Origin of the sequence: Pseudomonas sp. EL_65y_Pfl2_R95 (assembly GCF_963971045.1) — a bacterium.
Classification (GTDB): Bacteria; Pseudomonadota; Gammaproteobacteria; order Pseudomonadales; family Pseudomonadaceae; genus Aquipseudomonas.
In genome coordinates this window covers 382,661-407,246 of sequence record NZ_CAXAOV010000001.1, presented here as the reverse complement: position 1 = coordinate 407,246, position 24,586 = coordinate 382,661, and the positions used below count along the sequence as shown (strand labels likewise).

18 protein-coding genes are annotated in these 24,586 nt (G+C 54.8%); 6 read left to right on the top strand and 12 right to left on the bottom strand.

What is annotated here, in order from left to right; genetic code table 11:
- Positions 1–635: 635 nt before the first annotated feature.
- Positions 636–5,486, top strand: a complete 4,851-nt coding sequence (locus AACY09_RS01915; protein ID WP_339485737.1) for an NAD-glutamate dehydrogenase — start codon at positions 636–638, stop codon at positions 5,484–5,486.
- Positions 5,487–5,549: 63 nt separating this feature from the next.
- Here AACY09_RS01915 and AACY09_RS01910 read toward each other — a convergent pair whose 3' ends face one another.
- Entirely contained in the window at positions 5,550–5,840 is a 291-nt protein-coding gene (locus AACY09_RS01910) for a hypothetical protein (protein WP_339487052.1), read from the bottom strand.
- Positions 5,841–5,880: 40 nt separating this feature from the next.
- Positions 5,881–6,759 carry a DUF6685 family protein gene (locus AACY09_RS01905; protein WP_339485736.1) on the bottom strand — a complete coding sequence of 293 codons (879 nt, stop codon included), beginning with the start codon at positions 6,757–6,759 and terminating at the stop codon, positions 5,881–5,883.
- A gap of 148 nt (positions 6,760–6,907) precedes the next feature.
- Between AACY09_RS01905 and AACY09_RS01900 the strand changes: the two genes are divergently transcribed.
- Both AACY09_RS01900 and AACY09_RS01895 read left to right on the top strand, forming a co-directional pair.
- Positions 6,908–7,129 carry a DUF2835 domain-containing protein gene (locus tag AACY09_RS01900; RefSeq protein WP_339485735.1) on the top strand — a complete coding sequence of 74 codons (222 nt, stop codon included), beginning with the start codon at positions 6,908–6,910 and terminating at the stop codon, positions 7,127–7,129.
- A gap of 135 nt (positions 7,130–7,264) precedes the next feature.
- A complete protein-coding gene (locus AACY09_RS01895) occupies positions 7,265–8,287 on the top strand; it encodes a quinone-dependent dihydroorotate dehydrogenase (RefSeq protein WP_339485734.1) in 1,023 nt (340 codons plus the stop codon).
- 96 nt (positions 8,288–8,383) lie between these two features.
- Here the strand turns inward: AACY09_RS01895 and rmf are convergent, their stop codons facing one another.
- Positions 8,384–8,599 (bottom strand): ribosome modulation factor, encoded by a 216-nt coding sequence (gene rmf, locus AACY09_RS01890; RefSeq protein ID WP_339485733.1) that lies wholly within the window; start codon positions 8,597–8,599, stop codon positions 8,384–8,386.
- 428 nt (positions 8,600–9,027) lie between these two features.
- On the opposite strand from rmf, the gene rlmKL reads away from it, so the two are divergent.
- A complete protein-coding gene (gene rlmKL, locus AACY09_RS01885; RefSeq protein ID WP_339485732.1) occupies positions 9,028–11,283 on the top strand; it encodes a bifunctional 23S rRNA (guanine(2069)-N(7))-methyltransferase RlmK/23S rRNA (guanine(2445)-N(2))-methyltransferase RlmL in 2,256 nt (751 codons plus the stop codon).
- Positions 11,284–11,363: 80 nt separating this feature from the next.
- Here rlmKL and dacB read toward each other — a convergent pair whose 3' ends face one another.
- Positions 11,364–12,806: a D-alanyl-D-alanine carboxypeptidase/D-alanyl-D-alanine endopeptidase gene (gene dacB, locus AACY09_RS01880; protein WP_339485731.1), complete on the bottom strand. Its 1,443-nt coding sequence runs from the start codon at positions 12,804–12,806 to the stop codon at positions 11,364–11,366.
- Between the two features lie 233 nt (positions 12,807–13,039).
- Between dacB and AACY09_RS01875 the strand changes: the two genes are divergently transcribed.
- Complete coding sequence (locus AACY09_RS01875; protein WP_339485729.1) at positions 13,040–13,381, top strand: YggL family protein; 342 nt, start codon at positions 13,040–13,042, stop codon at positions 13,379–13,381.
- A 95-nt stretch (positions 13,382–13,476) separates the two neighbouring features.
- On the opposite strand, the gene AACY09_RS01870 is transcribed toward AACY09_RS01875, so the two are convergent.
- The 7 genes from AACY09_RS01870 to AACY09_RS01840 all read right to left on the bottom strand — a co-directional run bounded on the left by AACY09_RS01870 (position 13,477) and on the right by AACY09_RS01840 (position 21,362).
- On the bottom strand, positions 13,477–16,434 hold the full coding sequence (locus AACY09_RS01870; protein WP_339485728.1) for an HD domain-containing phosphohydrolase: 2,958 nt from the start codon (positions 16,432–16,434) through the stop codon (positions 13,477–13,479).
- Positions 16,435–16,530: 96 nt separating this feature from the next.
- Positions 16,531–17,583 carry an FUSC family protein gene (locus AACY09_RS01865; protein ID WP_339485726.1) on the bottom strand — a complete coding sequence of 351 codons (1,053 nt, stop codon included), beginning with the start codon at positions 17,581–17,583 and terminating at the stop codon, positions 16,531–16,533.
- A gap of 3 nt (positions 17,584–17,586) precedes the next feature.
- Positions 17,587–18,918 (bottom strand): deoxyguanosinetriphosphate triphosphohydrolase, encoded by a 1,332-nt coding sequence (locus tag AACY09_RS01860; protein ID WP_339485725.1) that lies wholly within the window; start codon positions 18,916–18,918, stop codon positions 17,587–17,589.
- A gap of 99 nt (positions 18,919–19,017) precedes the next feature.
- On the bottom strand, positions 19,018–20,178 hold the full coding sequence (locus tag AACY09_RS01855; RefSeq protein ID WP_339485724.1) for an EAL domain-containing protein: 1,161 nt from the start codon (positions 20,176–20,178) through the stop codon (positions 19,018–19,020).
- 149 nt (positions 20,179–20,327) lie between these two features.
- Positions 20,328–20,657, bottom strand: a complete 330-nt coding sequence (locus tag AACY09_RS01850) for a hypothetical protein (protein WP_339485723.1) — start codon at positions 20,655–20,657, stop codon at positions 20,328–20,330.
- On the bottom strand, positions 20,654–21,028 hold the full coding sequence (locus tag AACY09_RS01845; RefSeq protein WP_339485722.1) for a phage holin family protein: 375 nt from the start codon (positions 21,026–21,028) through the stop codon (positions 20,654–20,656). The genes AACY09_RS01850 and AACY09_RS01845 overlap by 4 nt, the downstream gene beginning before the upstream one ends.
- 16 nt (positions 21,029–21,044) lie before the next feature.
- Positions 21,045–21,362 (bottom strand): DUF883 family protein, encoded by a 318-nt coding sequence (locus AACY09_RS01840; RefSeq protein WP_339485721.1) that lies wholly within the window; start codon positions 21,360–21,362, stop codon positions 21,045–21,047.
- A gap of 370 nt (positions 21,363–21,732) precedes the next feature.
- Here AACY09_RS01840 and AACY09_RS01835 point away from each other — a divergent pair, with 370 nt between their 5' ends.
- The gene (locus tag AACY09_RS01835) at positions 21,733–22,941 is read left to right on the top strand and encodes an ammonium transporter (RefSeq protein WP_339485720.1); all 1,209 of its coding nucleotides are present in this window, start codon (positions 21,733–21,735) and stop codon (positions 22,939–22,941) included.
- 60 nt (positions 22,942–23,001) lie between these two features.
- Here the strand turns inward: AACY09_RS01835 and AACY09_RS01830 are convergent, their stop codons facing one another.
- Positions 23,002–24,270: an OprD family porin gene (locus AACY09_RS01830; protein ID WP_339485719.1), complete on the bottom strand. Its 1,269-nt coding sequence runs from the start codon at positions 24,268–24,270 to the stop codon at positions 23,002–23,004.
- Between the last annotated feature and the right edge of the window lie 316 nt (positions 24,271–24,586).

Genomic DNA, 24,586 nt, shown 5'->3' with positions numbered 1-24,586 from the left:
CGCGCCAACAGCGACATGATCGCATAAGAATACTCAGTGACAGCGGCTGATTTTGAGCGATTCAAGCCGTTACTGGAAGTAAGTCTTGCCCCTCGCCTGAATATGGCGTCGCCGGGAGAAAAAACCAAGCCAGGGGCCACATAATAACGACGCCGCAGCTTGCCGCGCTGGCTGGCGCAAAGCGGGTGCCAAAGTTTTACTCCCTAGTTCAGTCTGGGTGTAGTGACATTTCGCCGCATTTGTTCCCCTGGCGTGCCTGGCTGCACATATGCAGTGACAAAGTTAGGCTTCGCCCACGCCGATACTAAACTTAGCACCCAGAGTGTGAAATCGATGTAAATCACTGGCAGATGAAGGCTTATAAGCATCGCGGATGCCCGTTGTATGGGAAACGGCGCAGGCTTAGTGAAAGAAAATGTCGCAGCCTAGCAAGCGCTTGACGGCACTCCATCGGTAAGCTGCTCTGGTAAATGTGACCCGCTAGTCTCGAAAGGCGCCAGATATAAAGGGGTGCCACCGTAATGCAACAGGCACTTCGTAGACTAACGTTACTTCTTTAGGGCACTCGAGCTAGGGCACTAAACCTTTTTGACACTGCCTTAGTCATTCTACAAGTCAAACGGAGCATACAAGCCATGGCGTTCTTTACGGCGGCCAGCAAAGCCGACTTTCAGCATCAACTGCAAGCGGCGTTGGCTCAGCACGTTGGTGAACAGGGGCTATCACAAATGGCCTTGTTCGCTGAGCAATTTTTCGGAATTATCGCACTTGATGAGCTGATCCAGCGTCGATTGTCTGACCTGGTTGGCTGCACATTGTCGTCCTGGCGATTGCTTGAACGTTTTGACCCTAGCGAGCCACAGGTTCGCGTATTTAACCCCGATTACGAAAAGCACGGCTGGCAGTCGACCCATACTGCGGTAGAAATTCTGCACGCTGATATTCCGTTTCTGGTTGATTCGGTACGCATGGAGTTCAACCGCCGCGGTTACAACATCCATACCTTGCAGAACAGCGTGCTCAATGTTCGCCGCAACAAGAAGGGCGAACTGCTGGAAATTCTGCCGAAGGGCTCGACCGGTTCGGATGTGACCCGAGAAGCCCTGATGTTCCTGGAGATTGACCGCTGCGCCAATAATGCAGAAATGCAGGCGCTGGCCAAATCGTTGCACGAAGTATTTGCCGAAGTCCGCGCCAGTGTTGACGACTTCTTGCCGATGAAAGCCAAGGCTGAAGAGCTGTTGGGGTGGTTGAGCAAAACCAAGCTTAAGGTCGAGCCAACCGAGCTTGAAGAAATCAAAGTCTTTATGCGCTGGCTGCTCGACAACAATTTCACCTTCCTCGGCTATGAGGAATTCACCGTTGCCGATGTGTCGGGCGGTGGTCAGATTGTTTATGACGAGAAGTCGCTCCTGGGCTTGTCCAAAGGACTGCGTACCGGCCTGAAAAGCCAGGAACTGCACATTGAAGAAGAGGCCGTGAGTTACCTGCGCGAGCCCAAGCTTTTGTCCTTCGCCAAGGCTGCAGTGCCAAGCCGTGTGCACCGGCCGGCCTATCCGGATTTTGTCTCTATTCGTGAGCTGGACAGCAAGGGCAATGTGGTAAAAGAGTATCGCTTTATGGGCCTGTACACCTCGGCGGTGTACTCCGAGAGCGTGTGGGAAATTCCCTATATTCGCCGCAAAATTACCGAGATTGAGCAGCGCTCAGGCTTCGACAGCAAAGCTCACTTGGGCAAAGAGCTGGCGCAGGTCCTGGAAGTCTTGCCTCGTGATGATCTGTTCCAGACGCCGGTTGACGAACTGTTCAGCACCGCGATGTCGATTGTGCAGATTCAAGAGCGCAACAAGATTCGCGTGTTCTTGCGCCGTGATCCCTATGGCCGTTTTTGCTACTGCCTGGCCTATGTACCGCGTGATGTTTACTCGACTGAAACACGGCTGAAGATTCAGCACGTGTTGATGGAGCGCCTTAACGCCACTGACTGCGAATTCTGGACCTTTTTCTCAGAGTCCGTATTGGCGCGCGTGCAGTTTATTTTGCGGGTTGATCCGAAGAACAAATCGACCATTGACCCGGTTCGTCTTGAGCAAGAAGTAATCCAAGCCTGCCGTTCGTGGAAAGACGATTACGCCAGCTTGATGATTGAGACCCTCGGAGAGGCGCAAGGCACCAACGTGCTGGCTGAATTCCCCAAAGGGTTCCCGGCCGGATATCGCGAACGCTTTGCACCGCATTCTGCCGTCGTCGATATGCAGCATCTGCTTAGCCTGAGCGCTGAGCGGCCATTGGTTATGAGCTTCTACCAGCCTTTGGCGCAGGGCGACAATCTGTTGCACTGCAAGCTCTACCACGCGGACACGCCGCTGCCTTTGTCTGATGTACTGCCGGTTTTGGAAAATCTTGGCCTGCGAGTGCTCGGTGAGTTCCCGTATCGCTTGTTCCAGCACGACGGCAAGGAGTACTGGATTCATGACTTTGCCTTTACCTATGCCGAAGGTCTTGCCGTTGATATCCAGCAACTCAACGACACCCTGCAAGATGCATTCGTTAACATCGTCAGTGGCAATGCCGAGAATGACGCCTTCAACCGTCTGGTGCTAACGGCAGCGATGCCATGGCGCGAAGTAGCGTTGCTGCGAGCCTATGCCCGCTACCAAAAGCAGATTCGCCTTGGCTTCTCGCTCAGCTATGTAGCGGCCACACTGGTGAATCACGCGGATATCGCTAAAGAACTGGTGCGCCTGTTCAGGACGCGTTTTTACCTTGCCCGCAAGCTCACCGCTGAAGACCTTGAAGACAAGCAGCAGAAGCTGGAGCAAGCGATCCTGGGTGCGTTGGACAATGTTGCGGTGCTTAACGAAGACCGTATCCTGCGCCGCTACCTTGATTTGATCAAAGCAACAATGCGGACCAACTTCTACCAGGCTGATGCCAACGGCCAGAACAAGTCCTACTTTAGCTTCAAGCTCAACCCGCGGGCTGTTCCTGAGTTTCCAAAGCCCGTGCCAATGTTTGAAGTATTCGTCTACTCGCCACGGGTTGAAGGCGTGCACCTGCGCGGCGGCAAAGTCGCCCGGGGTGGCTTGCGCTGGTCGGATCGCGAAGAAGACTACCGCACCGAAGTGCTGGGCCTGGTAAAGGCGCAGCAGGTAAAAAATGCGGTTATCGTTCCGGTGGGCGCCAAAGGGGGCTTCGTTCCACGTCGCCTGCCGATCAATGGCACCCGCGATGAGATTCAGGCCGAAGGCATCGCCTGCTACCGTATCTTTATCAGCGGTTTGTTGGATATCACCGACAATCTTGCTGATGGCGCTGTTGTGCCGCCAGCCAACGTTGTTCGCCATGATGAAGATGATCCTTACTTGGTGGTTGCCGCGGACAAAGGCACAGCGACCTTCTCTGACATCGCCAACGGTATTGCGGCCGAGTACGACTTCTGGCTGGGCGACGCCTTTGCCTCGGGCGGCTCCGCCGGTTATGACCACAAAGGTATGGGCATCACTGCCAAAGGCGCGTGGGTATCAGTGCAGCGTCACTTCAGTGAGCGCGGCATCGATGTTCAGACCGATCCCACGACGGTAATCGGTATCGGTGATATGGCGGGTGACGTATTCGGTAACGGTATGTTGCTCTCGGATAAATTGCAGGTGGTGGCGGCATTCAACCACTTGCACATCTTTATCGACCCGAACCCGGATGCTGCAAAAAGCTTCCTGGAGCGTCGACGCATGTTCGACCTGCCACGTTCAAGCTGGACCGATTACGACACCTCGCTGATTTCTCCAGGAGGTGGCATCTTCCTGCGCAGTGCCAAGAGCATTGCCATTAGCCCGGAGATGCAAGAGCGTTTCGACATCAGTGCCGACAAGCTGGCCCCGACTGAGCTGCTCAATGCGCTGCTCAAGGCACCGGTCGATTTGATCTGGAACGGTGGGATCGGCACTTACGTTAAATCGAGCAAGGAGAGCCACGCTGACGTTGGCGATAAAGCCAATGACGTATTGCGGGTTGATGGTCGTGACCTGCGTGCCTTGGTCGTGGGCGAGGGCGGTAACCTCGGTATGACCCAGTTGGGGCGTGTCGAATACGGCCTGCATGGCGGCTCAAGTAATACTGACTTCATTGATAACGCTGGTGGTGTGGATTGCTCCGACCATGAAGTGAATATCAAGATCTTGCTCAATGAAACCGTGACAGCAGGCGACATGACGGGCAAGCAACGCAACAAGTTGCTGGCCGAAATGACCGACGCTGTAGGTGCGCTGGTGCTGGGCAATAACTACAAGCAGACACAGGCATTGTCTGTGGCTGTGCGCCGTGCTCGCGAGAACGTCGGCGAGTACAAGCGCCTGATGCTGGTGCTTGAAGCGGCAGGCAAGCTCGATCGCGCACTGGAGTTCTTACCCTCCGATGATGAACTCAATGAGCGCACGGCCAACGGTCTGGGGCTGACGCGTCCTGAGTTATCGGTATTGATCTCATACAGCAAGATTGACTTGAATGAGTCATTGCTACTGTCACGCGTGCCTGATGATGAGTACCTGGCCCGTGAAATGGAAAGTGCTTTCCCGGCGTTGTTGGCCGACAAGTTTGGTGAGTCGATGCGTCGTCATCGGCTTAAGCGGGAAATTGTCAGCACCCAGATTGCCAATGACTTGGTCAATCACATGGGCATCACCTTTGTTCAGCGCATGAAAGACTCCACCGGCATGAGCTCGGCCAATGTGGCTGGCGCCTACGTGATAGTGCGTGACGTCTTCCACCTGCCGCGCTGGTGGAAACAGATCGAGGCACTGGATCACAAAGTGCCGGCTGAACTGCAGTTGCAGATGATGGATGAGCTGATGCGTCTGGGGCGTCGTGCAACGCGCTGGTTCTTGCGCAGCCGTCGCAATGACCAAGATGCAGCACGGGATGTTGCCCACTTTGCTCCACGTGTAGAAGCCTTGGCGCTGAGTCTGGATGACTTGCTCGAAGGCCCAGCACGGGAACAGTGGCTGGCGCGCTTCCAGGCTTATGTCGAGGCCGGCGTTCCAGAAGTGTTGGCGCGAGTGGTTGCAGGCACTAGCCAGCTCTACACCTTGTTGCCGATCATCGAGGCTTCGGATGTGACCGGGCAAGACCCGGCGCGGGTTGCCGAAGCGTATTTCGCGATTGGGGATAGCTTGGAGCTTTCCTGGTATTTGCAGCAGATCAACGGCTTGCCGGTTGAAAACAACTGGCAAGGACTGGCCCGCGAAGCCTTCCGTGATGATCTCGATTGGCAGCAGCGTGCGATCACCGTCTCGGTACTGCAAATGACCGACGCGCCAGCTGATATCGAGGCACGCGTGCAGGTCTGGATAGAAGAGCATCGGCGCATGGTCGAGCGCTGGAAGTTCATGTTGGCCGAACTGCGTGCTGCGACAACCACCGATTACGCCATGTATGCAGTGGCTAACCGCGAGTTGATGGACCTGGCGCAAACCAGTAACTCCAACTAAGGCTTGCAGCCGTGATTAAAAACCCCGCCTAGTGCGGGGTTTTTTATTAGCTGGCGCTTGAATCTACGGCGTTGCCGCGGCTTGGCAGACGCCGTTAGCGCCTTTTTTTCCGGTATAGCTGATATCAACGCTGCCATCAGGATTCTGCGATATGGAAATCGTAACGCCCGCGCCTTTAGCTTCTGAGTAGTTGTCAATGAATGTTTTTAGCGCAGCTTCTTTGCCATTGATGTAAACCGGGCCGCCTGGATCGGCATGCACTGCAATTGCGCCGGGGCAGCTGGCGTTGAACCCGGGAGTTGCAGCGTGCGCCGTCGCCGAGAAGATCAACGCGGCAAACATGGCTAAGGGCATTCTCATGAGCATACCTGCATTATGGGGGTAGAGAGCGAGCTTATGCGGCTGAGCTTAGTGTGCCCAGGTACGCGGCGACGTTGGGTGCGCCGGCGATCAGCAGGCCTTCGCCGAGGGCTGTGGCCTCAGGGGACTGCTTGGGCAGCAGGAGAATCTCGGTCGCTCCAGAGTGGCCACTGAAGGCGAGCCGCGAATAAGGAACTTCGAGCAACAGCGCCATGAAGCCTGCATCACTCCACGCGGCAGCTGGCATTGCCAACGCATGGTAGTGCTGGTCGAGTTCGCTGACACCTTCACGGCTGAGCCGATAGCGGGATATCTCCGCCGGCAGGCTGACTTCCAGTTCACGGCGTCTGGCATACACAATTGCGCTGGCAAAGGCATCGCCATGGGTGTCGTCGGCCCAGAATATGCGGTCACCCTGCCAACTGGCTTGCTGCAGTTTGACCGCCTCGCCAGCGAGAAAGCGGGGCAAGGCCAGGCTGATGGTTTTAACGAAGTCTTTGTAGCTGATGATCCGCGCCTGACGGCAGTAATCCGTGGCGGCCAACTGCTCGAAACTGCTTAGCAGCGCGTGCTTTGGCGGGCAGATGGCAAGGCCATCAACCCGGCGCAAGTCAAATGCGCTCAGGGATTGCTGTTCAGCCTTAACCACCTTGAGCAGCATTGATCGGGCATGGGCTTTGTCTTCCTGCACGGGGCCGGACAGGGCGCTTCGTGGTAGATCAAGCAGATAGTGCCAAGGAATACCCTGCGCCCAGCTAATGCTGTTCTCACGCTTGGGAATATCATTAAACGGAAGCTTTAACCCACTGGCGCGCTCAAGAATTTGGCGCTGACCACGGCCGATCAAGCCCAATCGCTGAGCGAGGGCTGTGAAACGCGAGCTGATCGTGCTGTTTGGGTCGTGCGGGCTCATAGCCAATTACATACTCTGTGTGCGCCAGAGCCAGTGTGGCAGACTGGCAAGCATGCTGCACAGGGGTTGCAGCCGAAAATTTTGGCTTTTATCTGCTGCCTGGGTGCGCTTAGTGGTGCAGGTGTCAAAACCATCAGAAGGAGCCTCCGTGCCTAGTCTGTTATTGGATATCACGCTGTCCAGCCAATCACTGCAGCTGTATTACCAAGGTGATGCAAGTCGTCTTGTATTGACCAGCCGCGAGGGGCAGCGGGTAAACCTGCCGATTCATCATTTACGCCCGTTTGTGACGCATCAGGGAGTCAATGGGGTATTTGAAATCGAATTCAATGAACTCGGCAAGTTGCTCAGTTTACGTCGTTTGGGCTGATACACCCAGTTTTGCAGAGGCTGCTTGCAGTTTTCATCGCGCGTCCATGGCAATAGGTTTTTGGGTCGCTAGCTGTGCTTGGGGCCTGTATAATCACCGCCTTTCAAACTCTGACCTATCGAGCTGAGCCTGCCCATGTATAACTTGGCCCGCGAGCTGCTGTTTAAGCTTTCCGCTGAAACCTCCCACGAACTGTCCATTGACCTGATCGGCTCAGGTGGCCGCTTGGGCCTCAATGGCCTGCTGACCAAGGCGCCAACCAGCCTGCCGGTCAATGTGATGGGGCTGCAGTTTGCTAACCCGGTAGGGCTCGCCGCGGGTCTGGATAAAAATGGCGATGCCATTGATGGTTTCGCTCAGCTTGGCTTTGGTTTTGTCGAGATCGGAACAGTAACGCCGCGTGCGCAGCCGGGTAACCCGAAGCCGCGCCTGTTTCGTCTGCCTGAGGCTGAGGGCATTATCAATCGCATGGGGTTCAACAATCACGGCGTGGATCACTTGCTGGCCCGCGTGCAAGCGGCCAAGTCCCGAGGGGTCTTGGGCATTAATATTGGCAAGAACTTTGATACCCCGGTTGAGCGCGCTGTTGATGACTATCTGATCTGCCTGGACAAGGTCTATCGCCACGCCAGTTACGTCACGGTCAATGTCAGCTCACCCAACACCCCTGGGCTGCGCAGTCTACAATTTGGTGATTCGCTCAAGCAGTTGCTTGAAGCGCTGCGTCAGCGTCAGGAAGAATTGACCCAAGTCCATGGCAAGCGTGTACCGCTGGCAATTAAAATTGCGCCAGACATGACTGACGAAGAAACCACGGGTGTGGCCAGGGCATTGGTTGAAACCGGAATGGACGCAGTCATCGCGACTAACACCACGCTCTCGCGCGAAGGCGTTAAAGGGCTTGAACATGCTGATGAGATGGGCGGCTTGTCGGGCGCGCCGGTGCGCGAGCAAAGCACGCATATCGTCAAGGTGTTAGCCAGCGAGTTGGCTGGGCGTCTTCCTATTATCGCGGTGGGTGGCATCACGGAAGGCAAGCATGCAGCTGAGAAAATCGCTGCGGGTGCCAGCTTGGTACAGATTTACTCCGGTTTTATTTATAAAGGCCCGGCGCTGATTCGTGAAGCGGTGGATGCAATTGCAGGGTTGGCGAAATAAAGCTGAGGCATTTAAAAGGGCTCCTTGAAGGAGCCCCTTGGGCTAAGCCCGCCGCCCGAGTAGGGCGTGCTTGATTGAGTCGGTTATGTCCTGGAATTAACCAACCGCATGAAGTTCGTTGAGGCGGTGGATACCGGCAGTACCTGTGAAACCGTCCCAGTTATCTCCGCGACCCTCTCGCCAGCCGTTTAACCAAGCTTGGCGAACTGATGCAAGGGTGAATGGACAGAGCTCCCGTGATTTACCATGAATACCGTATTGATAGCCGCGTAAAAAAGCTTTTTCTAAAGGATCACGCTTAAGTCTTCTCATAGGGTGTTGCCCTCACTTGTTGACTGTTATGTCCTGAAGATCTCATGGTGAGATCAGGCAGAAATGGTCTGCCGATGGAGTCCGCTGCCGGCGTCGCGAGCCTCCTGTGTTGTCGCCATTGCGGCGATAACCTAGGTAGATTTCTAACCAATGCGTGAAGCCCTGTGAATGATCGTTTTGTCATAAGGGCGTAACAGTTTTGATGCTATGGCCATAAGGCTCATTGGCTATCGCATTTGCGTGCTGACTCAGCATAGGCCGGACGGGGCTTTGATGATGCTTTACTGGTAATTTGCCATCGCGAACTAATCGCGATTGCACTTGTTATTTATTCCGACGAAGGGTCGCGCTGAGACCTTTTGTCACTTATTTTGGTTGTGCATCTTTCAGGTGCCTGCCACTTACGGCGTTAGCCACTGGAAATTCTCATGTCGGATCGTTACGAACTCTTCCTTACGTGCCCAAAAGGTCTTGAAGGGTTGCTCCTTGAAGAGGCCGCTACACTGGGTCTCGAAGAGGCGCGTGAACACACTTCCGCGGTGCGCGGTTTTGCCCATATGGAGACGGCATACCGCCTGTGTCTGTGGTCTCGGTTGGCCAACCGGGTGCTGCTGGTACTCAAGCGTTTTCCAGTGAAAGATGCCGAAAGCATGTATGAAGGCGTGCTGGAAGTGGACTGGTACGAGCACATGGAGCCCAACGGCAGCTTGGCCGTCGAGTTCAGTGGCAACGGTTCGGGAATTGATAACACCCACTTCGGCGCGCTGAAGGTCAAGGATGCGATCGTCGATAAGTTGCGCCAGAAGGATGGTACGCGGCCATCGGTGGATAAGCTCAATCCGGATTTGCGAATCCACCTGCGTCTTGATCGCGGTGAGGCAATTCTCTCCCTTGATCTGTCGGGTCATAGCTTGCACCAGCGCGGCTATCGCCTGCAGCAAGGTGCGGCACCACTCAAGGAAAACCTTGCCGCTGCGGTATTGATTCGCGCTGGCTGGCCACGCATTGCCGCTGAAGGCGGTGCATTGGCTGACCCCATGTGCGGGGTGGGCACTTTCTTGGTTGAAGCGGCCATGATGGCGGCTGACGTGGCACCGAACCTGACGCGTGAACAGTGGGGTTTCAGCCAGTGGCTGGGCCATGTTCCGGCAATCTGGAAGAAGTTGCAGGCTGAGGCACAGGAGCGTGCAGACATCGGCATGGCCAAGCCACCACTGTGGATTCGCGGCTACGAAGCGGACCCGCGCCTGATTCAGCCGGCCAAGAACAACATCGACCGTGCTGGCATGAGCCATTGGATCAAGGTTTATCAAGGCGAAGTGGCGACATTTGAGCCGCGTCCGGATCAGAATCAAAAAGGTTTGGTTATCTGCAACCCTCCCTACGGTGAGCGTCTGGGTGATGAAGCCAGCCTGTTGTACCTCTATCAGAACCTGGGTGAGCGTTTGCGCCAAGCCTGTATGGGCTGGGAAGCCGCGGTATTCACCGGCGCGCCAGATCTTGGCAAGCGCATGGGGATCCGCAGCCACAAGCAATATGCTTTCTGGAACGGCGCCTTGCCCTGCAAGTTGCTGTTGATCAAGGTTCAGCCTGAGCAGTTCGTGACCGGCGAGCGCCGCACGCCTGAGCAGCGTGAACGTGAGCGTGAGCAGAATGAGTTGGACGCCAGCGCCGCTCCGGTGGTCGCGGCCAAGTCAGCCAAGTCGGCAGCGCCTGCACCGGCGCCCGTTGAGCAAGCCCGTTTAAGCGAAGGCGGGCAGATGTTTGCCAATCGCCTGCAAAAGAACCTCAAGCAGCTGAGCAAGTGGGCGCGCAAGGAGGGCATCCAATGCTACCGTTTGTATGACGCTGACATGCCTGAGTACGCGCTGGCCATCGATCTCTACGGTGACTGGGTGCACGTGCAGGAATATGCTGCACCGCGCTCAATCGATCCTGAGAAGGCTCAGGCGCGACTGTTTGATGCGCTGGCCGCGATCCCGCAGGCGTTGAACGTCGACAAGAGCAAAGTGGTGATCAAGCGCCGCGAGCGTCAGAGCGGCGCCAAGCAGTATCAGCGCCAAAGTGCTCAAGGTCAGTTTATGGAAGTGAGCGAGGGCGACGTCAAGTTGTTGGTAAACCTCACGGATTACCTCGACACCGGCCTGTTCCTCGATCACCGGCCACTGCGTTTGCGTATTCAGCGTGAGGCGGCAGGTAAGCGTTTCCTGAACCTGTATTGCTACACCGCAACGGCTTCAGTGCATGCGGCCAAAGGGGGGGCGCGCAGCACCACTAGCGTTGACTTGTCGAAGACCTACCTGGATTGGGCGCGGCGTAATCTGTCGCTCAACGGCTTCTCCGACAAGAACAAACTGGAGCAGGGCGATGTGATGGCCTGGCTGGAAGAGGACCGTAATGAATACGAACTGATCTTCATTGATCCGCCGACGTTCTCCAACTCCAAGCGGATGGAGGGCATCTTTGATATTCAGCGTGACCACGTGGCCTTGCTCGATTTGGCCATGGCGCGTCTGGCCAGCGGCGGCGTGCTGTATTTTTCCAACAACTTCCGCAAGTTCATCCTCGATGAAACGCTGAGTGCGCGCTACAACGTCGAAGAAATCACGGCTTCGACCCTGGATCCGGATTTTGCCCGCAACAGCAAGATCCACCGTGCCTGGCGCATCACTGCACGCGGTTAAGCGCTTAGCTGCCTAAGTCGATAAAACCAAAAAGGCCACGCTAAGCGTGGCCTTTTTGTTGTCGACGGTTGGGGTTCTGCCTAGCGCCCCGGTTGCTTTTGCAGCTCAAGCAATACGCGGTCGAGCACGGATGAGGCGCCCCAGGGCTTTGGATCATTGATGATCGCCACCACTGCCCAGGTTTTACCCTTGTTGTCGCGGCTGAAACCGGCAATCGCACGCACGTTGTTCAAGGTGCCTGTCTTGATGTGCGCCTGCCCGGCCATAGGCGTGTTACGCAAGCGTTTGCGCATGGTCCCGTCAGTGCCCGCCAGTGGCATCGAGCTGATGAACTCTGCGGCGTAAGGGCTATTCCAGGCGGCTTGCAAGATGGTCGCCATTTCCCGGGCGCTAACGCGTTCAGCCCGTGACAAGCCAGAACCATTCTCCATCACCAACTGCGAGGCGGTAATGCCTTTGCGGGCGAGCCAGGCGCGGATTACCCGTTGAGCGGCTTTGGCATCGTCAGGGTCCGCACTGGTGCGGAACTTGGCGCCAATACTCAGGAACAACTGGCGAGCCATGGTGTTGTTACTGTACTTGTTGATGTCGCGAATAATCTCCGCAAGATCAGGTGAATAGGCTCGGCTGAGCAAGCGGGCCTTGCTCGGCACCGGTCCTTGACGGTCGGTGCCATCAATGCTGCCACCCAGTTCCTTCCACAAGGCCCGCACTGTGCCAGCGGCATAATTGGGTTGGTCAAGTAGCGAGATATAGCTTTGAGTGGTGCAGCCGTCTGCCAGCTTGCCGGTCGCGGATACGGTAAACCCGGTGGCCGTTGGGGTCGGTGTAAAGTGAATGCCATCACGCCAGGATGGGCACTTGCCGGATTTAAGCGCGGTGACGCGGTTGTCTACACGCACATTGGCAATGGGCGGCTCAGTGGTGATCTGCACGCGGCCACTCTCTGAGTGGGCGATAAAGCGCAGTGCCTTGAAGTTGATGAGCAGGGCGTCAGGGGCCACCAAGTACGGCTTGTAGCTGTTGCCGGAGTCATCATTGAACTGCGGCAGTTGCGGCTGAATAAAATAGCTTCGATCAAGCACCAGGTCGCCGGTGATGCGCGTAACGCCGTTGGCCTTAAGGTCACGCAGAAGTAGCCATAGCTTCTCCATGTTCATCTTCGGGTCGCCGCCGCCTTTAAAATATAAGTTGCCCTTGAGAACGCCATTGCTCAAGGTGCCGTCGGTGTAAAAGCTCGTCGCCCATTGGTAATTGGGGCCGAGTAATTCAAGCGCAGCAAAGGTGGTGATCAGCTTCATGGTGGAGGCTGGATTGACCGAAACATCGGCATTGTAATAGGTGGTATTGCCTGGGCCGTTTAGCGGAATCGTGACTAAAGAAAGAGATTTTGTGCTGACTTTGTTGGTTTTGAGTGCCTGTTCAACCTTGGTCGGAATCGTGGCGTTGACGGCAGCATAAAGCGGTAAAGAAAGGGGTAGTAACAAACTGACAATGGCTAACTGGCGCAGTTGTTTAATCATGATTTACGCCCCCTGGGCGTAGCTTGAAGAGGTGGCTTGAACGCGACGGTGCATGTTTCATGCGTGACACATTATGCCGCATGCCCGGGTTTATGCGAAATATGTGATGGGTTAAGCAACTGAATTGATTGTTTTAGGGTAAGGAACTAATACTAGCTGCGCTGCAGAGTTTCGGGCATAAATGCACTGAAACTGCTAAAGTGCGCGGCGATATCACTTTTGAGGATTGTTTCATGGCTACTAATCGTTCACGCCGCCTGCGCAAAAAACTCTGCGTAGATGAATTTCAGGAGCTGGGTTTTGAGCTGAACCTGAACTTAAAAGACGATTTGACCGAAGACGTCATTGACGCTTTCCTCGATCAGTTTTTGAACCAGGCAATGGAAGCCAATGGTCTTGGTTATGTTGGTGGCGATGACTACGGTCTGGTCTGCCTTGACGAGCGTGGCTCGGTCAGCGAAGAGCAGCGCGCCAAGGTTGAAGCCTGGTTGAAAGGCCGCGATGAACTGACTGACTTCACTGTCAGCCCGTTGCTCGACGTTTGGTACCCGGAAACCCCAATCAACAAGGCTTAATGCCATTTTATTGGCCGCGCGCAATGTGTGGCCAGTTGTTGATTGCGGCAGGCATCGGCTAGACGGCTCCCAAGCCATCTAGCCGGAGCACCTCACTAACTTGTAATTCCGGCTTTAATCAGTAGTTGTACTTCATCCACTTCATCGATTTGCTCCGGTTGCATAAAGCGCCCGGCGTAGCGTCGGTATACTTTGCTGTGGATAAACAGACCAAACAGGTCTGGGTCAATGTGCGCGCCTTTGCACATTCCGGCCATGATGCCCATCGCTTCAGACAGTGTTTTGCCTTTCTTGTACGGGCGGTCGACTGCGGTCAGTGCTTCAAAAATATCGGCAATCGCCATCATTCTTGCCGGCAGGCTCATTTCTTCGCGTCGTAAACGTTTTGGATAGCCGCTGCCGTCCATTTTTTCGTGATGGCCACCGGCGATTTCCGCGACGTTTTTCAAGTGCGAAGGGAAGGGCAAGTGATCAAGCATGAGGATGGTTTGAACGATATGGTGGTTGATGATGTAGCGTTCTTCGGCGGTCAAGGTGCCCCGGGTAATACTCAGGTTGTGCAGCTCACCTCGGTTGAATTTGTAGGACGGCACCTCCAGTTTGAAGCCCCAGCGATTGTCTGGTGCAATCAACTCATTGGCCGGACGCTCAATCAAGTGCTGGGGTTGATCTGCAAGCAAGCTTTCCAATGCCGGCAACTCGGCCGCGGGGTGGGCTTGCATGCGCTTGGCTTCTTCCCATGACAGGCCGATACGGTTATCCAGGGTACGCAACCATTGACGGCTCCCAATGCGCTGCAAGCGCTCAATGTCGGCCTCTGCCATGGCTTCGCCGCCTAGGTTGGTGCGAGCAACAAAGGCGAACTCATCATCGAGTTCAGCGAGCAATTGTTCGCGCTTGGCTATTAGCGCTTCATCGTCGCCGCCCTGTGCGCGTGCTTGCCAGTAAGCTACCCAGGCATCGCGTTTAAGCACCTCGAAGCGTGTGCGGATTTCATGGATACGGTCGTACAAGGTTTCCAGTTTGGTGGCCTTATCAACCACGTATTCGGGGGTCGTGACCTTGCCGCAGTCATGCAGCCAGGCGGCAATGTGCAGGGCTTCCCATTCATCTTCAGTGGGTTGGTAATCGCGAAAGGCGGGAGCTTGGCTTTTGGCCGCGGCCTTAGCCAGCATCAGGGTGATCTCTGGTACACGCTGGCAGTGCCCGCCGGTGTACGGGCTCTTGGCGTCGATCGCCCCGGCGATCAGTTGAATAAAGGAATCGAGTAACTGCTTTTGTCGGTTCAACAAGCGCTGGCTTTCAATGCACAGCGCCGCGACGCCCGACACGGCTTCGACGAACGCCACTCGGGCGGGGCTTTGGAACGGCACATCGGCTTCGGTGCCTGTGTCTCTGTGCAGCAACACCAGAACACCGACAGTGTCGCCCTGGCGGTTGTGCAGGCCTGTAGCAACGATGTGCGCGCGCGGTGAGTTCATTGCATGCAGCAGGTTTTGGTAATCTCCGGCCTGATCGAAGCCGATTGAGGCAATGCTGCTACTGCCGCCTTTGACTGGCTGTTTGAGCCATGCGGGCATCTCTGCATCGTCGATGGCATAGCTATTGACCTGCAGATCTTCAAGGGTCACGGCTGGGCCATCCAGGTACAGGCCTTTGGCCTCGAGGCGTTTTCCGTCGGCGTCGCTGAGGTAGATCAGGCCCGCGTGGGCCTGGCTGATGCCGGCGGTTTCTTCAAGCACCCGTTCGAGGAGCGCGTCAAAACGAGTTTCAGCAGAAAGGCTCGCGGTAATCTCAAGGAAGCTGAAAATGGTTTCCTTCATCCGGGTCATGGCCACTGCAAGTAGCTCGATCTCAAGTACTGGCGAGCCGCTGCTGGCCGGATGCTTGAAGTCGAAACGGCGGATGGCTTCTGCGTCACTGACCAATCCACGCAGGGGTTTGACCAACAGACGCGACAGTGCCCAGCCGAGCGGAATGCACAGTAATAAAATGCCGAGGGTGATGACTGCGCTGATCCAGCGCATCCGATAGGCATCTGCGAGCAACTCGTCTTCGGGTGCCAGAATGGCCAGGCGCAGCCCCTTGGGTCCTCCCATATTCAGTTTCATCTGCGAAACCAACCAGCCTCGGTCATTGAGGTCGACGGTGCCTTGGAGAGCGCCCGCTGGATCTTTTTGGGTGAGGCTTGCCAGCGCTGGGCTGAGGTCTGCAACTTGGGTAAGGTGGACCTTGCCACTACCGGAAATTAGCTTCGTCGAGTCAGGGTAGGCGATCGCGGAACCGTCAGGACTGTATAAAACAACCTCGGTTGACGGGGTGATTTTGTGCTTGGCGAGGGTCTTCGACAGGTCGTCCAGGGTGATGTCTGCGCCCAGTACGCTGCGCTGCATGCTGAAGCGGGAAACGGTTGTGCCGACATCACCTGTGGAAAAAAACACATAAGGCGCGGTGGTATAGAGCCCGTTGCTGTTCATCGCCTCAAGGAACCAGGGGCGGGTTCGAGCGTCGTAGGACTCGTCAGGGATATCGCGAGCGCCGAGAAAATTCAGCTTGGCGTCAAAGTACAGGTGCTCGGCGTGGGTCGCTTCGCCTTTGTTGCGTTCAATGCTCCAAACCTGAAATGCAGCATTGTCCGGACTGTTGAATATTTTCTTAAGCGCTTCATTGCGCAACGGGCGCACCATAAAGAAGTCGCCGTCGGTATACCCCAAATACAATGAGGCCAGCTTGGGGTGATCGTTCAGGGCTTGGGCAAATACCGGTAGCATTGACAGGCGCTTGTCACGCGTCTCGCCCATGTTGCGCTCATCAAGTGCAAGCAGATTGAGCAGGTTATCGATAGGGACGTAGGTTTCTTTGAGGTCACGATCAACTTGGTCGCTAATGCGCTCGAATACTTGGATGCTGCTTGAAAGAATTATGCGGCTGGTCTGTTGATAGTTGAAAATGCCGAGCACAACGCCCGTGCTAAGCAGCAATAAGGTAAATAAAAGACTGATATGAACGTGAAGCGGAAATCGTCGATTCCCGGTTATCTCACTGATTGTCATGCAGACTTGCTCCCTAAACTGCAGTGATGGCAGATTGAAAGCATAGTGAACAATGGGCTATGTGCTAATAGATTTTGTAGTTAATTATCAACGGCTTCACAAATGTGCAGACGCTTTGTTTCTTAGCTTGCCGACGCCTTGGTTCAAGCTGTAAATCAAGATGGCTACAGCCAAGGAAATGGCTACTCCAAACAGGCTATTGAACAGCCGTTGCGGGGCAAGTTGCCAATCGAGTGAAAGGCTTTCTACGAGCACCATAAAGCAGACCAGGAGTTGCAGCACATAGAACCCATAATGATGGGCCTGGAACGTGCGGCAGAAAACAATCAGCGACAGTGTCGCGGCGACCATTATCACCGGGTCCTGTAGGCTGTAGCCGACTGCAATCATGATTGCAGCGAGGCTCAGGCTGACCAAGTGTGGCACCAACAAACGCTTCAGGCTGCTCGACAACTCAAGGGGCAAGGTGCCGATCACTATCATGGTTAACCAGTAGCCGTGCGGCAGATTTTCCAAGCTGACCAGCCAGCCAGCGAGGCCAAATGCAAGGGTGCAGCGCAGCGCATGTTGGCGCCAGCGTTGTTCGGGCAGGCGCTTGGCGTAACGTTTTAGAACTTTGAAAATACTCACCAGGCGTGGTACCTGCGGCCACATCCGTAATCCATGTACGCCACGCAGACCAAACGCCAGGAGGGTGACCCACAGCCCGCCCAAGATAAACAACATGGCGATTGCATAAGGGTTACTGAGGTGACTGCCAGCCGTTTCACCTTGGCCCAGACACATACACACGGCCAAGCCCGCTCCCAGCTTTCCAGCTTCGGCACCAAAGCGCTGGAGCCACGCCAAGATAAAACCAAATGCGGCAAAGATCGCAAAGCTCAGGCCCGGATAAGCCGCCGCCCAAAACCCCCAGCCTGCGCAGAGTGCGCCAAGGAAAATAATCAACAGCATGCGCAACATGCCCAAACGATGCAGAGGGTTGATTTGCGCAGCCTGAAAAGCGCCAGCGGAGGCCCACAAAAAACCGGGATGAGCGCTAAACAACCCCAATAACAGAGGCAACGCACAGCCAATTCCCGCGATTATCGCAGGCCCTATGGTGGGTGGCCCTGTTAGCCTCAGGGCTGATCTGTGTTTATTTGCCATGGGTTACACCGGACTTGATCGCCCCGTCATCTCACGTGCCATTTCAGTAGCATAGCTGTCTGTCATGCCGCCGATAAAGTCGATCATGCGTAAAAACGATAGGTAAAGGGGACCATGTGGGTCAGGTGCGTTGTTGCCAAGCAAATCGAGGATTCGGCGATGCTTGAATGAAGGCGTGCGTCCGCCATGTTGTTCCAAGGCTGCACCGCAAAAGGCATTCAGCAGGATTTCCAAGGTGGTGTAAGCGCCGATTTCATGCAGTGTCTTACGTTTGTCCTGAAAGATCTTCTCGCGCGCCATGTTTTTTGCGCTCTGAACGCAACGCTTTGCCGGACCGTGCATATGTTCGACCAGATCACCCTGCAATGTGCCTGCCAGTAGGGCGTCGTGTTGCTCAACAAAGGCATGGGCTGCGGCGTTGGTCAGGTGTTCGATGGCTTTGCCGCGCAAGATTGCCAGCTTTCGCCGGCGTGAATCCTTTGGACCTAGTTGGCGATATGTCTGGGGCAAGTCATCGCCGACCAGGTCGAGTAACACCGCTTCGACCTCGCTGTACTCAAGCAGCTCCATTTCCAGGCCATCTTCAAGGTCGATCAAGCCATAGCAGATGTCATCGGCCGCTTCCATCAGGTACACCAATGGATGGCGCGCCCAGCGTTGTTCGTCGAGTTGGGGCAGGCCGAGCTTGCCGGCGATCTGCTCAAGCAGCGGGAGCTCGCTTTGGTAGCAACCGAACTTGTGCTTCTTGTAGCCTTGGGCTTCGGCGTGGCGCGCTGTCCACGGATACTTCAGGTAAGTGCCCAGAGTGGCGTAGGTCAGGCGGGTGCCGCCGTCGAACTGGTGGTATTCGAGTTGGGTGAGTACGCGGAAGCCTTGGGCATTGCCTTCAAAGCTAAGAAAGTCATTGCGTTCGACCTCGTTCATTGGGTCGAGCCAGCCGCGCCCTGCTGCTTGTTGGAACCAATGACGAATGGCGTCTTCACCTGAGTGGCCAAAGGGCGGATTGCCAATGTCGTGAGCCAGGCAGGCGGATTGCACCACCATGCCTAAATCACTGGGCTCGCACCAGTCGGGGAGCCTGTCGCGGATCATCTCCGCCACCCTCATTCCCAGCGAACGGCCAACACAGCTGACTTCCAGTGAATGGGTCAGACGTGTGTGAATATGGTCATTGCTCGATACTGGATGAACTTGGGTTTTGCGACCTAGGCGGCGGAACGCGCCTGAGAAAATAATCCGATCGTGATCTTTATGGAACGGGCTGCGGCCAAGCTCTTCAGCGCTGTGGGAGGGTTTGCCCAGTCGTTCGCGGTTTAACAGTGTCTGCCAGTCCAAGGCTGCTCCTCGCCGTTACGTGGCTAATAACCCTAGCTTCAGGGTTAGGGCGTCTGCCTGCAAGGGGTTAAGCAGAGAAAGTCATCAATGGCTGTAGATTTAAAAGCCTGCGGCATCGATGTCGACCAGTATGAGTACGTTGTTGTCTATAAACTTGCCTGCCGTTAAGCAGTATTGGTTGCTGGTCGCGTCGCGGTAGGTTGATGAAACAATCAGACGTCGTTCATCCCAGCCTTCGGCCAACAGTTGATAGAAATAAGGGCGCCATGACCAGTTGTGGCCAATATAACGGTTATCGGTATGCCAACCGGCGCCTCGCCATTCATGATTGGGTGAACGTTGAGTGCCTTGGTTGTCGCAAATAAACACGCGTAATAGCCATGGGTAGGCATCCGGAATCGGCAACTGCCCAGCACTCGCACCCTTGTTCGCCCATTCGTTGAGTTCTGCCATTAACAGCGAAAGTTGTTCGCGCAGGCGCATGAGTTGAGCGCGCTCAAGGAGTTTTTGTTTGACGTAGTGATTACGCAGCAGCGCAAAACGTTCGACAAATGCGTCGGTGGCGAAGAACGCTTCTTCGGGTTTGGCAAATAGAAAGCCTTGGACATAGCGAGCTCCACACTCCAGAGCGAAGTTCAGTTCGGCCTCGGTCTCCACCCCTTCAGCGATAATCCAGCACCCGGTGCGCTCTGCCATTTGCGCCAACGCTTTAACAATTTGTTCGCTTGGGCCGCCGCGCGCCGCCGCCTTGAACAAGCGCATATCCAGCTTGAGAATATCGGGTTGCAATGCCAGCACCCGATCAAGTTGTGAGTAACCGGCGCCAAAATCATCAATCGCCACTCTTGCTCCCGCTTCCCGGTAAGCGGCCACCACCGCTGGCAGGCGTTGACTGGCGCCGCCTTGTTCGGTGATTTCAAACACCACACGTTCTGCCGCAATACCGCTCAGTTGCAATTGCTTCAGGCTGGGCAGGGGTTGATCCACACGCAAACGGCTTACCCAGCGCGGCGAAATATTAAGGCTCAAGAACCAGTCTGCAGGCGCTTGGTGAAAACGCTGCAGGGCCTGCTGGCGAATGGTGCGATCAAGTCTGCGCAATCCGGGTAAAGGGGTTTTGGGATTGCTGAAGAGGGGGCCGGCCGAGTGCAATTGACCTTTGCTGTCACGCAGTCGTGCAAGTGCCTCAACACCTGCGATCTGTCCGGTGGCAGTATCGATAAAGGGTTGAAACACAACCGTTGGCTGACCGTCGAGCACGCAAGCATCCTTAGTTAAGAGTCTTGACATCAATGCCGCAAACGCTTGGCTGATAACGCGGCTCGCAGGAGTTAAAGCAAGAACGTGGCCAAGATATCTGTCCCAAACAATAAAGCTTGGTCGCAGGTTGTCAGAACTTGATGTGGTGCCTAAGGCTTGCTCATAGGGGGTTGAGCAGGGGGTGGGTTTCGGCGTAGCAACGGCAGAGCGATCAGTGCAATTTTGACCCAGCGGTGCCAACTGGTTTTTTTCAGGCCCAGGCCCGCAAGCAGCAACGCGCCGCCTGTTAACCACATTGATGTGCCGCCTGCGCTTATCTGGCTACCAAAGCTCTTGGCTTTACGCAGTGGCTCCAGCATAACCAGAGTTTCGTGACGTATTTCCTGGCGATGCATTTCCAGGCGCATGCGGAGCATGGCTTTGCGCAGTTCACGCCGTGACGGGTTTACCGGCAGTTGGGGTAGTTCGGACTGGCTCATGGCAACAGTTGCTCACGATCACGGACAAGCTCATCAAGACTTGCACTAAAAGGAATCGGCGCATTGCGCAGGTAATTGATCAAGGTCACCAAGCTGACAATGAGCGCCAACGAATAAAATACACACAGGCCGATGATGACGGGAATGCGGTAATCATCCCAAAAGCAGATTAACAGGGCTGCTGATAAGCCGATTACCAACAGCAAGCCAAAAACCAAGCTCAAGCTTGTCAGCAGCAGCAGATGAACTGCATGAGATTGCTGCTCCTTGAGTTCCTCGGCGAACAAGGCAACGTGGCCATGCAAGAGCCCCATAAGGGCTCCGGCAAGTCTGCGAGGTGAGGGGGTATTTCCCTGGATTTTGGCTTCCATGTTGTGTTGGCGTCCGTTAGCGTTTGGTGATCAACATACCCAACAGCATACCAACACCTGCGGCAATGCTAATAGATTGCCATGGGTGGGTTTGAACATACCCTTCTGTCGCATCGACGGCTGCCTTGCCGCGCTCAATTACAGCTTCTTCAGCTGAAACCAAAGTCGAGCGTGCACGGTTGAGGCTGTTACGAATCTGATCACGCAGTTCTTCACCTTGGTCACCGGCAAGGCCGGCAGATTGCTGAAGCAGTGACTCGGTATCACGCACCAATGCCTGGAATTCGCTAAGCAGTTCATCTTGATTCGATGCGGTGGTTTTTTTACGTGCCATTTCAACTCTCCTTGATGTTTAGAACGTCTATGTACTTCGAGTGGCGTTTGTTAGAAGGGTTCAATCTGATATCACCGCACTGCGCTGCAATTTGTTTGGTATAGCCTTTGCATTCAAGTGGTGCAAGTTGTGGGTCTGATGCGCTCAATTGGGGCTCTTAAGGGCTCCGGTCTGGTGCCTTGGTGCATGGCTATCCTATTAATAAATAAAGACTAAGTTCGTTTTAGCTAAATTCGGGCAGCACTTTAATAGCGCGTTTTACCGGGCGGTTGTAGAGGGTCTGTAAGCTCGGGTGCTTCTTGTTGGTGCGAGCCTTAATAAAAAGATCCGAATTGGTGCTCTTGGTCTGTAGCTGGAGTTTTAATTGCCGATGGAAAACATCAACAGTGCAGTGGAAACACTGATTCATGGCTCCAACACCCTGTTTATCTTGCTGGGTGCCGTGATGGTTTTAGCGATGCATGCCGGATTTGCCTTTCTTGAAGTGGGCACGGTACGCCAGAAAAACCAGGTTAACGCCTTGTCGAAAATTCTCTCTGATTTTGCGATGTCGGCATTAGCCTATTTCTTTATAGGCTATTGGGTCGCCTACGGTGTGACATTTTTTCAGCCTGCGGTGGTCCTGACCGAAGGCAATGGCTATGCGTTGGTCAAGTTCTTTTTTCTCTTAACCTTTGCTGCAGCCATTCCGGCGATTATTTCCGGCGGTATTGCAGAGCGCGCAAAATTCGGCCCTCAACTCTGTGCAACTGTGTTGATTGTGGCTTTTATTTATCCCTTCTTTGAGGGCTTGGTCTGGAATGGCAATTTCGGCTTTCAAGCTTGGCTTGAGGCGCAATTTGGCGCTTCTTTTCATGACTTTGCGGGTTCGGTAGTTGTGCACGCCATGGGCGGCTGGCTGGCGTTTGGTGCTGTGATTCTGTTAGGTCGTCGTGACGGTCGCTACCGTGACGGTCGAGTTGTTGCATTCGCGCCATCGAACATTCCATTTCTGGCACTTGGCTCCTGGATTCTGATTATCGGCTGGTTTGGTTTTAACGTGATGAGCGCACAAACCCTGGGCAGCGTCAGTGGCTTGGTGGCGGTTAACACGTTGATGGCCTTGGTCGGCGGTACAGTGGCCGCATTGTTTATTGGCCGCAATGACCCCGGCTTTTTGCACAACGGCCCTCTGGCTGGGCTCGTTGCGGTTTGCGCGGGTTCCGACTTGATGCATCCCTTGGGGGCGCTGGCAACAGGTGCTGTTGCGGGTGCGTTATTTGTTTGGGCGTTCACCGCCGCGCAGGCCAACTGGAAGATTGATGATGTGTTAGGCGTCTGGCCTTTGCATGGCTTATGTGGCGTTTGGGGTGGAATTGCCTGCGGGATATTTGGTCAGCAAGCGTTAGGCGGTCTTGGCGGTGTGAGCCTGATCAGCCAGTTGATCGGTACCGGACTGGGTGTTGTTGTGGCGCTGATTGGCGGCTTTGTGGTTTACGCAGGCTTGAAAGCCACCATGGGCATTCGTTTGAGTCAGGAACAGGAATATTACGGTGCCGACCTGTCGGTGCATAAGATCGGAGCAGTGAGTCCGGACTGATCATTACAAGCACTAAAAAACCCGGGTTCTGACGCCGGGTTTTTTAGTGCTTGGTGGGACTTATTGCAAGGCTAAGGTGTAGCTGATGATCAGACGGTTTTCATCAAGGTCGTTGGCGAAGTTGTTACGCACTGTCGCGTTGCGCCACTTGATACCCAAGTCCTTCAGCGGACCGTCCTGGAAAACGTAAGCAATGTCAGTGTTGCGTTCCCATTCCGTGCCATCCTCATTGGTGGCTGCACTTAGCTGGTCGATGTTGTCACCGCTGAGGTAGCGGGTCATGAAGGTTAAGCCGGGAACACCCATGCCGGCAAAGTTGTAGTCGAAGCGGGCTTGCCAAGACTTTTCGTCTTTGTTGGCAAAATCGCCGATTTGTACATAGTTGACCAAGAATGGATCAGTACCATTGATGTAGGCGTAGCCAGTGTCACCACTCATTGACTGATAACCCAAGCCGAAGCTGCTGGAGCCTAGGGCGTAGGTGAACATGGCGCCAAATGCGTTGTTGTCGACGTTGCTGTTGCCATCATCAGTGGAACGCGCATAGCGCAGGTCAGTCTTCAGGCTTTGTTTATCGCCAATCGGTAATACGTGGACTAAGTTGACGATATGCTGCTTATAGATCTCTTCCAGCTCACCGTAGTTGTAGCCTGTGGTGAGGTTGTCGGTCCATTTGTAGGAAACCCCGGCGAAATTGAAATCGTCAGCCTGGCTGCCGCCCAGATTAATGTTGCGCTTGCCGCCGCCCGTGACGCTCAAGTCTTCGAAGTTGGATGAATCGCGCTGGTTCTGCTCTTTAATCACACCTCCGTCAATGTTCAGGCCGGTAATCTCTTGCGAGTTGACATGCCCACCCAGGAAGGTTTGTGGCAGCAGGCGCGAATCGTTAGCCGCAATGGTTGGCAGCTTTGGGGTCAAGCCGCCGATTTTGGCAATTGTCTTGGATATTCTGACTTTGGCGGTGGCAGTGGCTTCGGAATAATCGTCTGGTGCTTCATTGCCAAAGCTACCGGGTAATAAGCCGCTGCCAGTCCGGTCAGCCGATGAATCAAGCTTTAAGCCCAGTCCACCATAGGCATCAAGGCCAAAACCCACAGTCCCCTCGGTAAAGCCTGATTCGGCTTTAACAATAAAACCCTGAGCCCATTCTTCACGCTTTGATTGCTGGGCTGATGTGGTGTCACGCAAGTCACGGTTGAAGTAGAAGTTACGGGTTTCAATGGTGGCTTTACTGTCTTTGAAAAACTCAGCATGGGCTACCGTCGGCAGTACACAGCAAGCGCCTAGTGTGGCAATAGCCACAGCACGGGCAAGGGGAGTTTGAATCATTATTGTTGTCTCCTCGTGTGGGTGTGGATAGATCCATCGCAAGATCTACTACAGCGCTGTGAAATAAAGCATGGTCGTTGCCACTTTGCTTTTAGACTTTAGTCTGCGCCACCAATGCCAGTGATAGCGGGGCTGTCCAGCAGGTCATTTGCGGGCTTTTTGCAGTTCGTCGGCTGACGCAAAGCTGATCTGGGCATCGTCGTTAAAGTTTTCCAGTGCTCTGCCGTCAACATTGGCGAGAGCGCCATGTATAGCTTCGTTACTGAAGCGAGATTGGGCGGCAATCAGCTTGAGATGGGGTGCTAGACTGCAGGCC

Excerpts from the sequence above, each read along its gene's own strand:
- AACY09_RS01830 (WP_339485719.1), bottom strand. The coding sequence starts at position 24,270 with ATGATTCAAACTCCCCTTGCCCGTGCTGTGGCTATTGCCACACTAGGC.
- AACY09_RS01875 (WP_339485729.1), top strand. The coding sequence starts at position 13,040 with ATGGCTACTAATCGTTCACGCCGCCTGCGCAAAAAACTCTGCGTAGAT.
- AACY09_RS01845 (WP_339485722.1), bottom strand. The coding sequence starts at position 21,028 with ATGGAAGCCAAAATCCAGGGAAATACCCCCTCACCTCGCAGACTTGCC.
- AACY09_RS01905 (WP_339485736.1), bottom strand. The coding sequence starts at position 6,759 with ATGAGCCCGCACGACCCAAACAGCACGATCAGCTCGCGTTTCACAGCC.
- AACY09_RS01915 (WP_339485737.1), top strand. The coding sequence starts at position 636 with ATGGCGTTCTTTACGGCGGCCAGCAAAGCCGACTTTCAGCATCAACTG.
- AACY09_RS01835 (WP_339485720.1), top strand. The coding sequence starts at position 21,733 with ATGGAAAACATCAACAGTGCAGTGGAAACACTGATTCATGGCTCCAAC.
- rlmKL (WP_339485732.1), top strand. The coding sequence starts at position 9,028 with ATGTCGGATCGTTACGAACTCTTCCTTACGTGCCCAAAAGGTCTTGAA.
- AACY09_RS01910 (WP_339487052.1), bottom strand. The coding sequence starts at position 5,840 with ATGCCCTTAGCCATGTTTGCCGCGTTGATCTTCTCGGCGACGGCGCAC.
- AACY09_RS01870 (WP_339485728.1), bottom strand. The coding sequence starts at position 16,434 with ATGACAATCAGTGAGATAACCGGGAATCGACGATTTCCGCTTCACGTT.
- AACY09_RS01865 (WP_339485726.1), bottom strand. The coding sequence starts at position 17,583 with ATGGCAAATAAACACAGATCAGCCCTGAGGCTAACAGGGCCACCCACC.
- rmf (WP_339485733.1), bottom strand. The coding sequence starts at position 8,599 with ATGAGAAGACTTAAGCGTGATCCTTTAGAAAAAGCTTTTTTACGCGGC.
- AACY09_RS01850 (WP_339485723.1), bottom strand. The coding sequence starts at position 20,657 with ATGAGCCAGTCCGAACTACCCCAACTGCCGGTAAACCCGTCACGGCGT.
- AACY09_RS01895 (WP_339485734.1), top strand. The coding sequence starts at position 7,265 with ATGTATAACTTGGCCCGCGAGCTGCTGTTTAAGCTTTCCGCTGAAACC.
- AACY09_RS01840 (WP_339485721.1), bottom strand. The coding sequence starts at position 21,362 with ATGGCACGTAAAAAAACCACCGCATCGAATCAAGATGAACTGCTTAGC.
- dacB (WP_339485731.1), bottom strand. The coding sequence starts at position 12,806 with ATGATTAAACAACTGCGCCAGTTAGCCATTGTCAGTTTGTTACTACCC.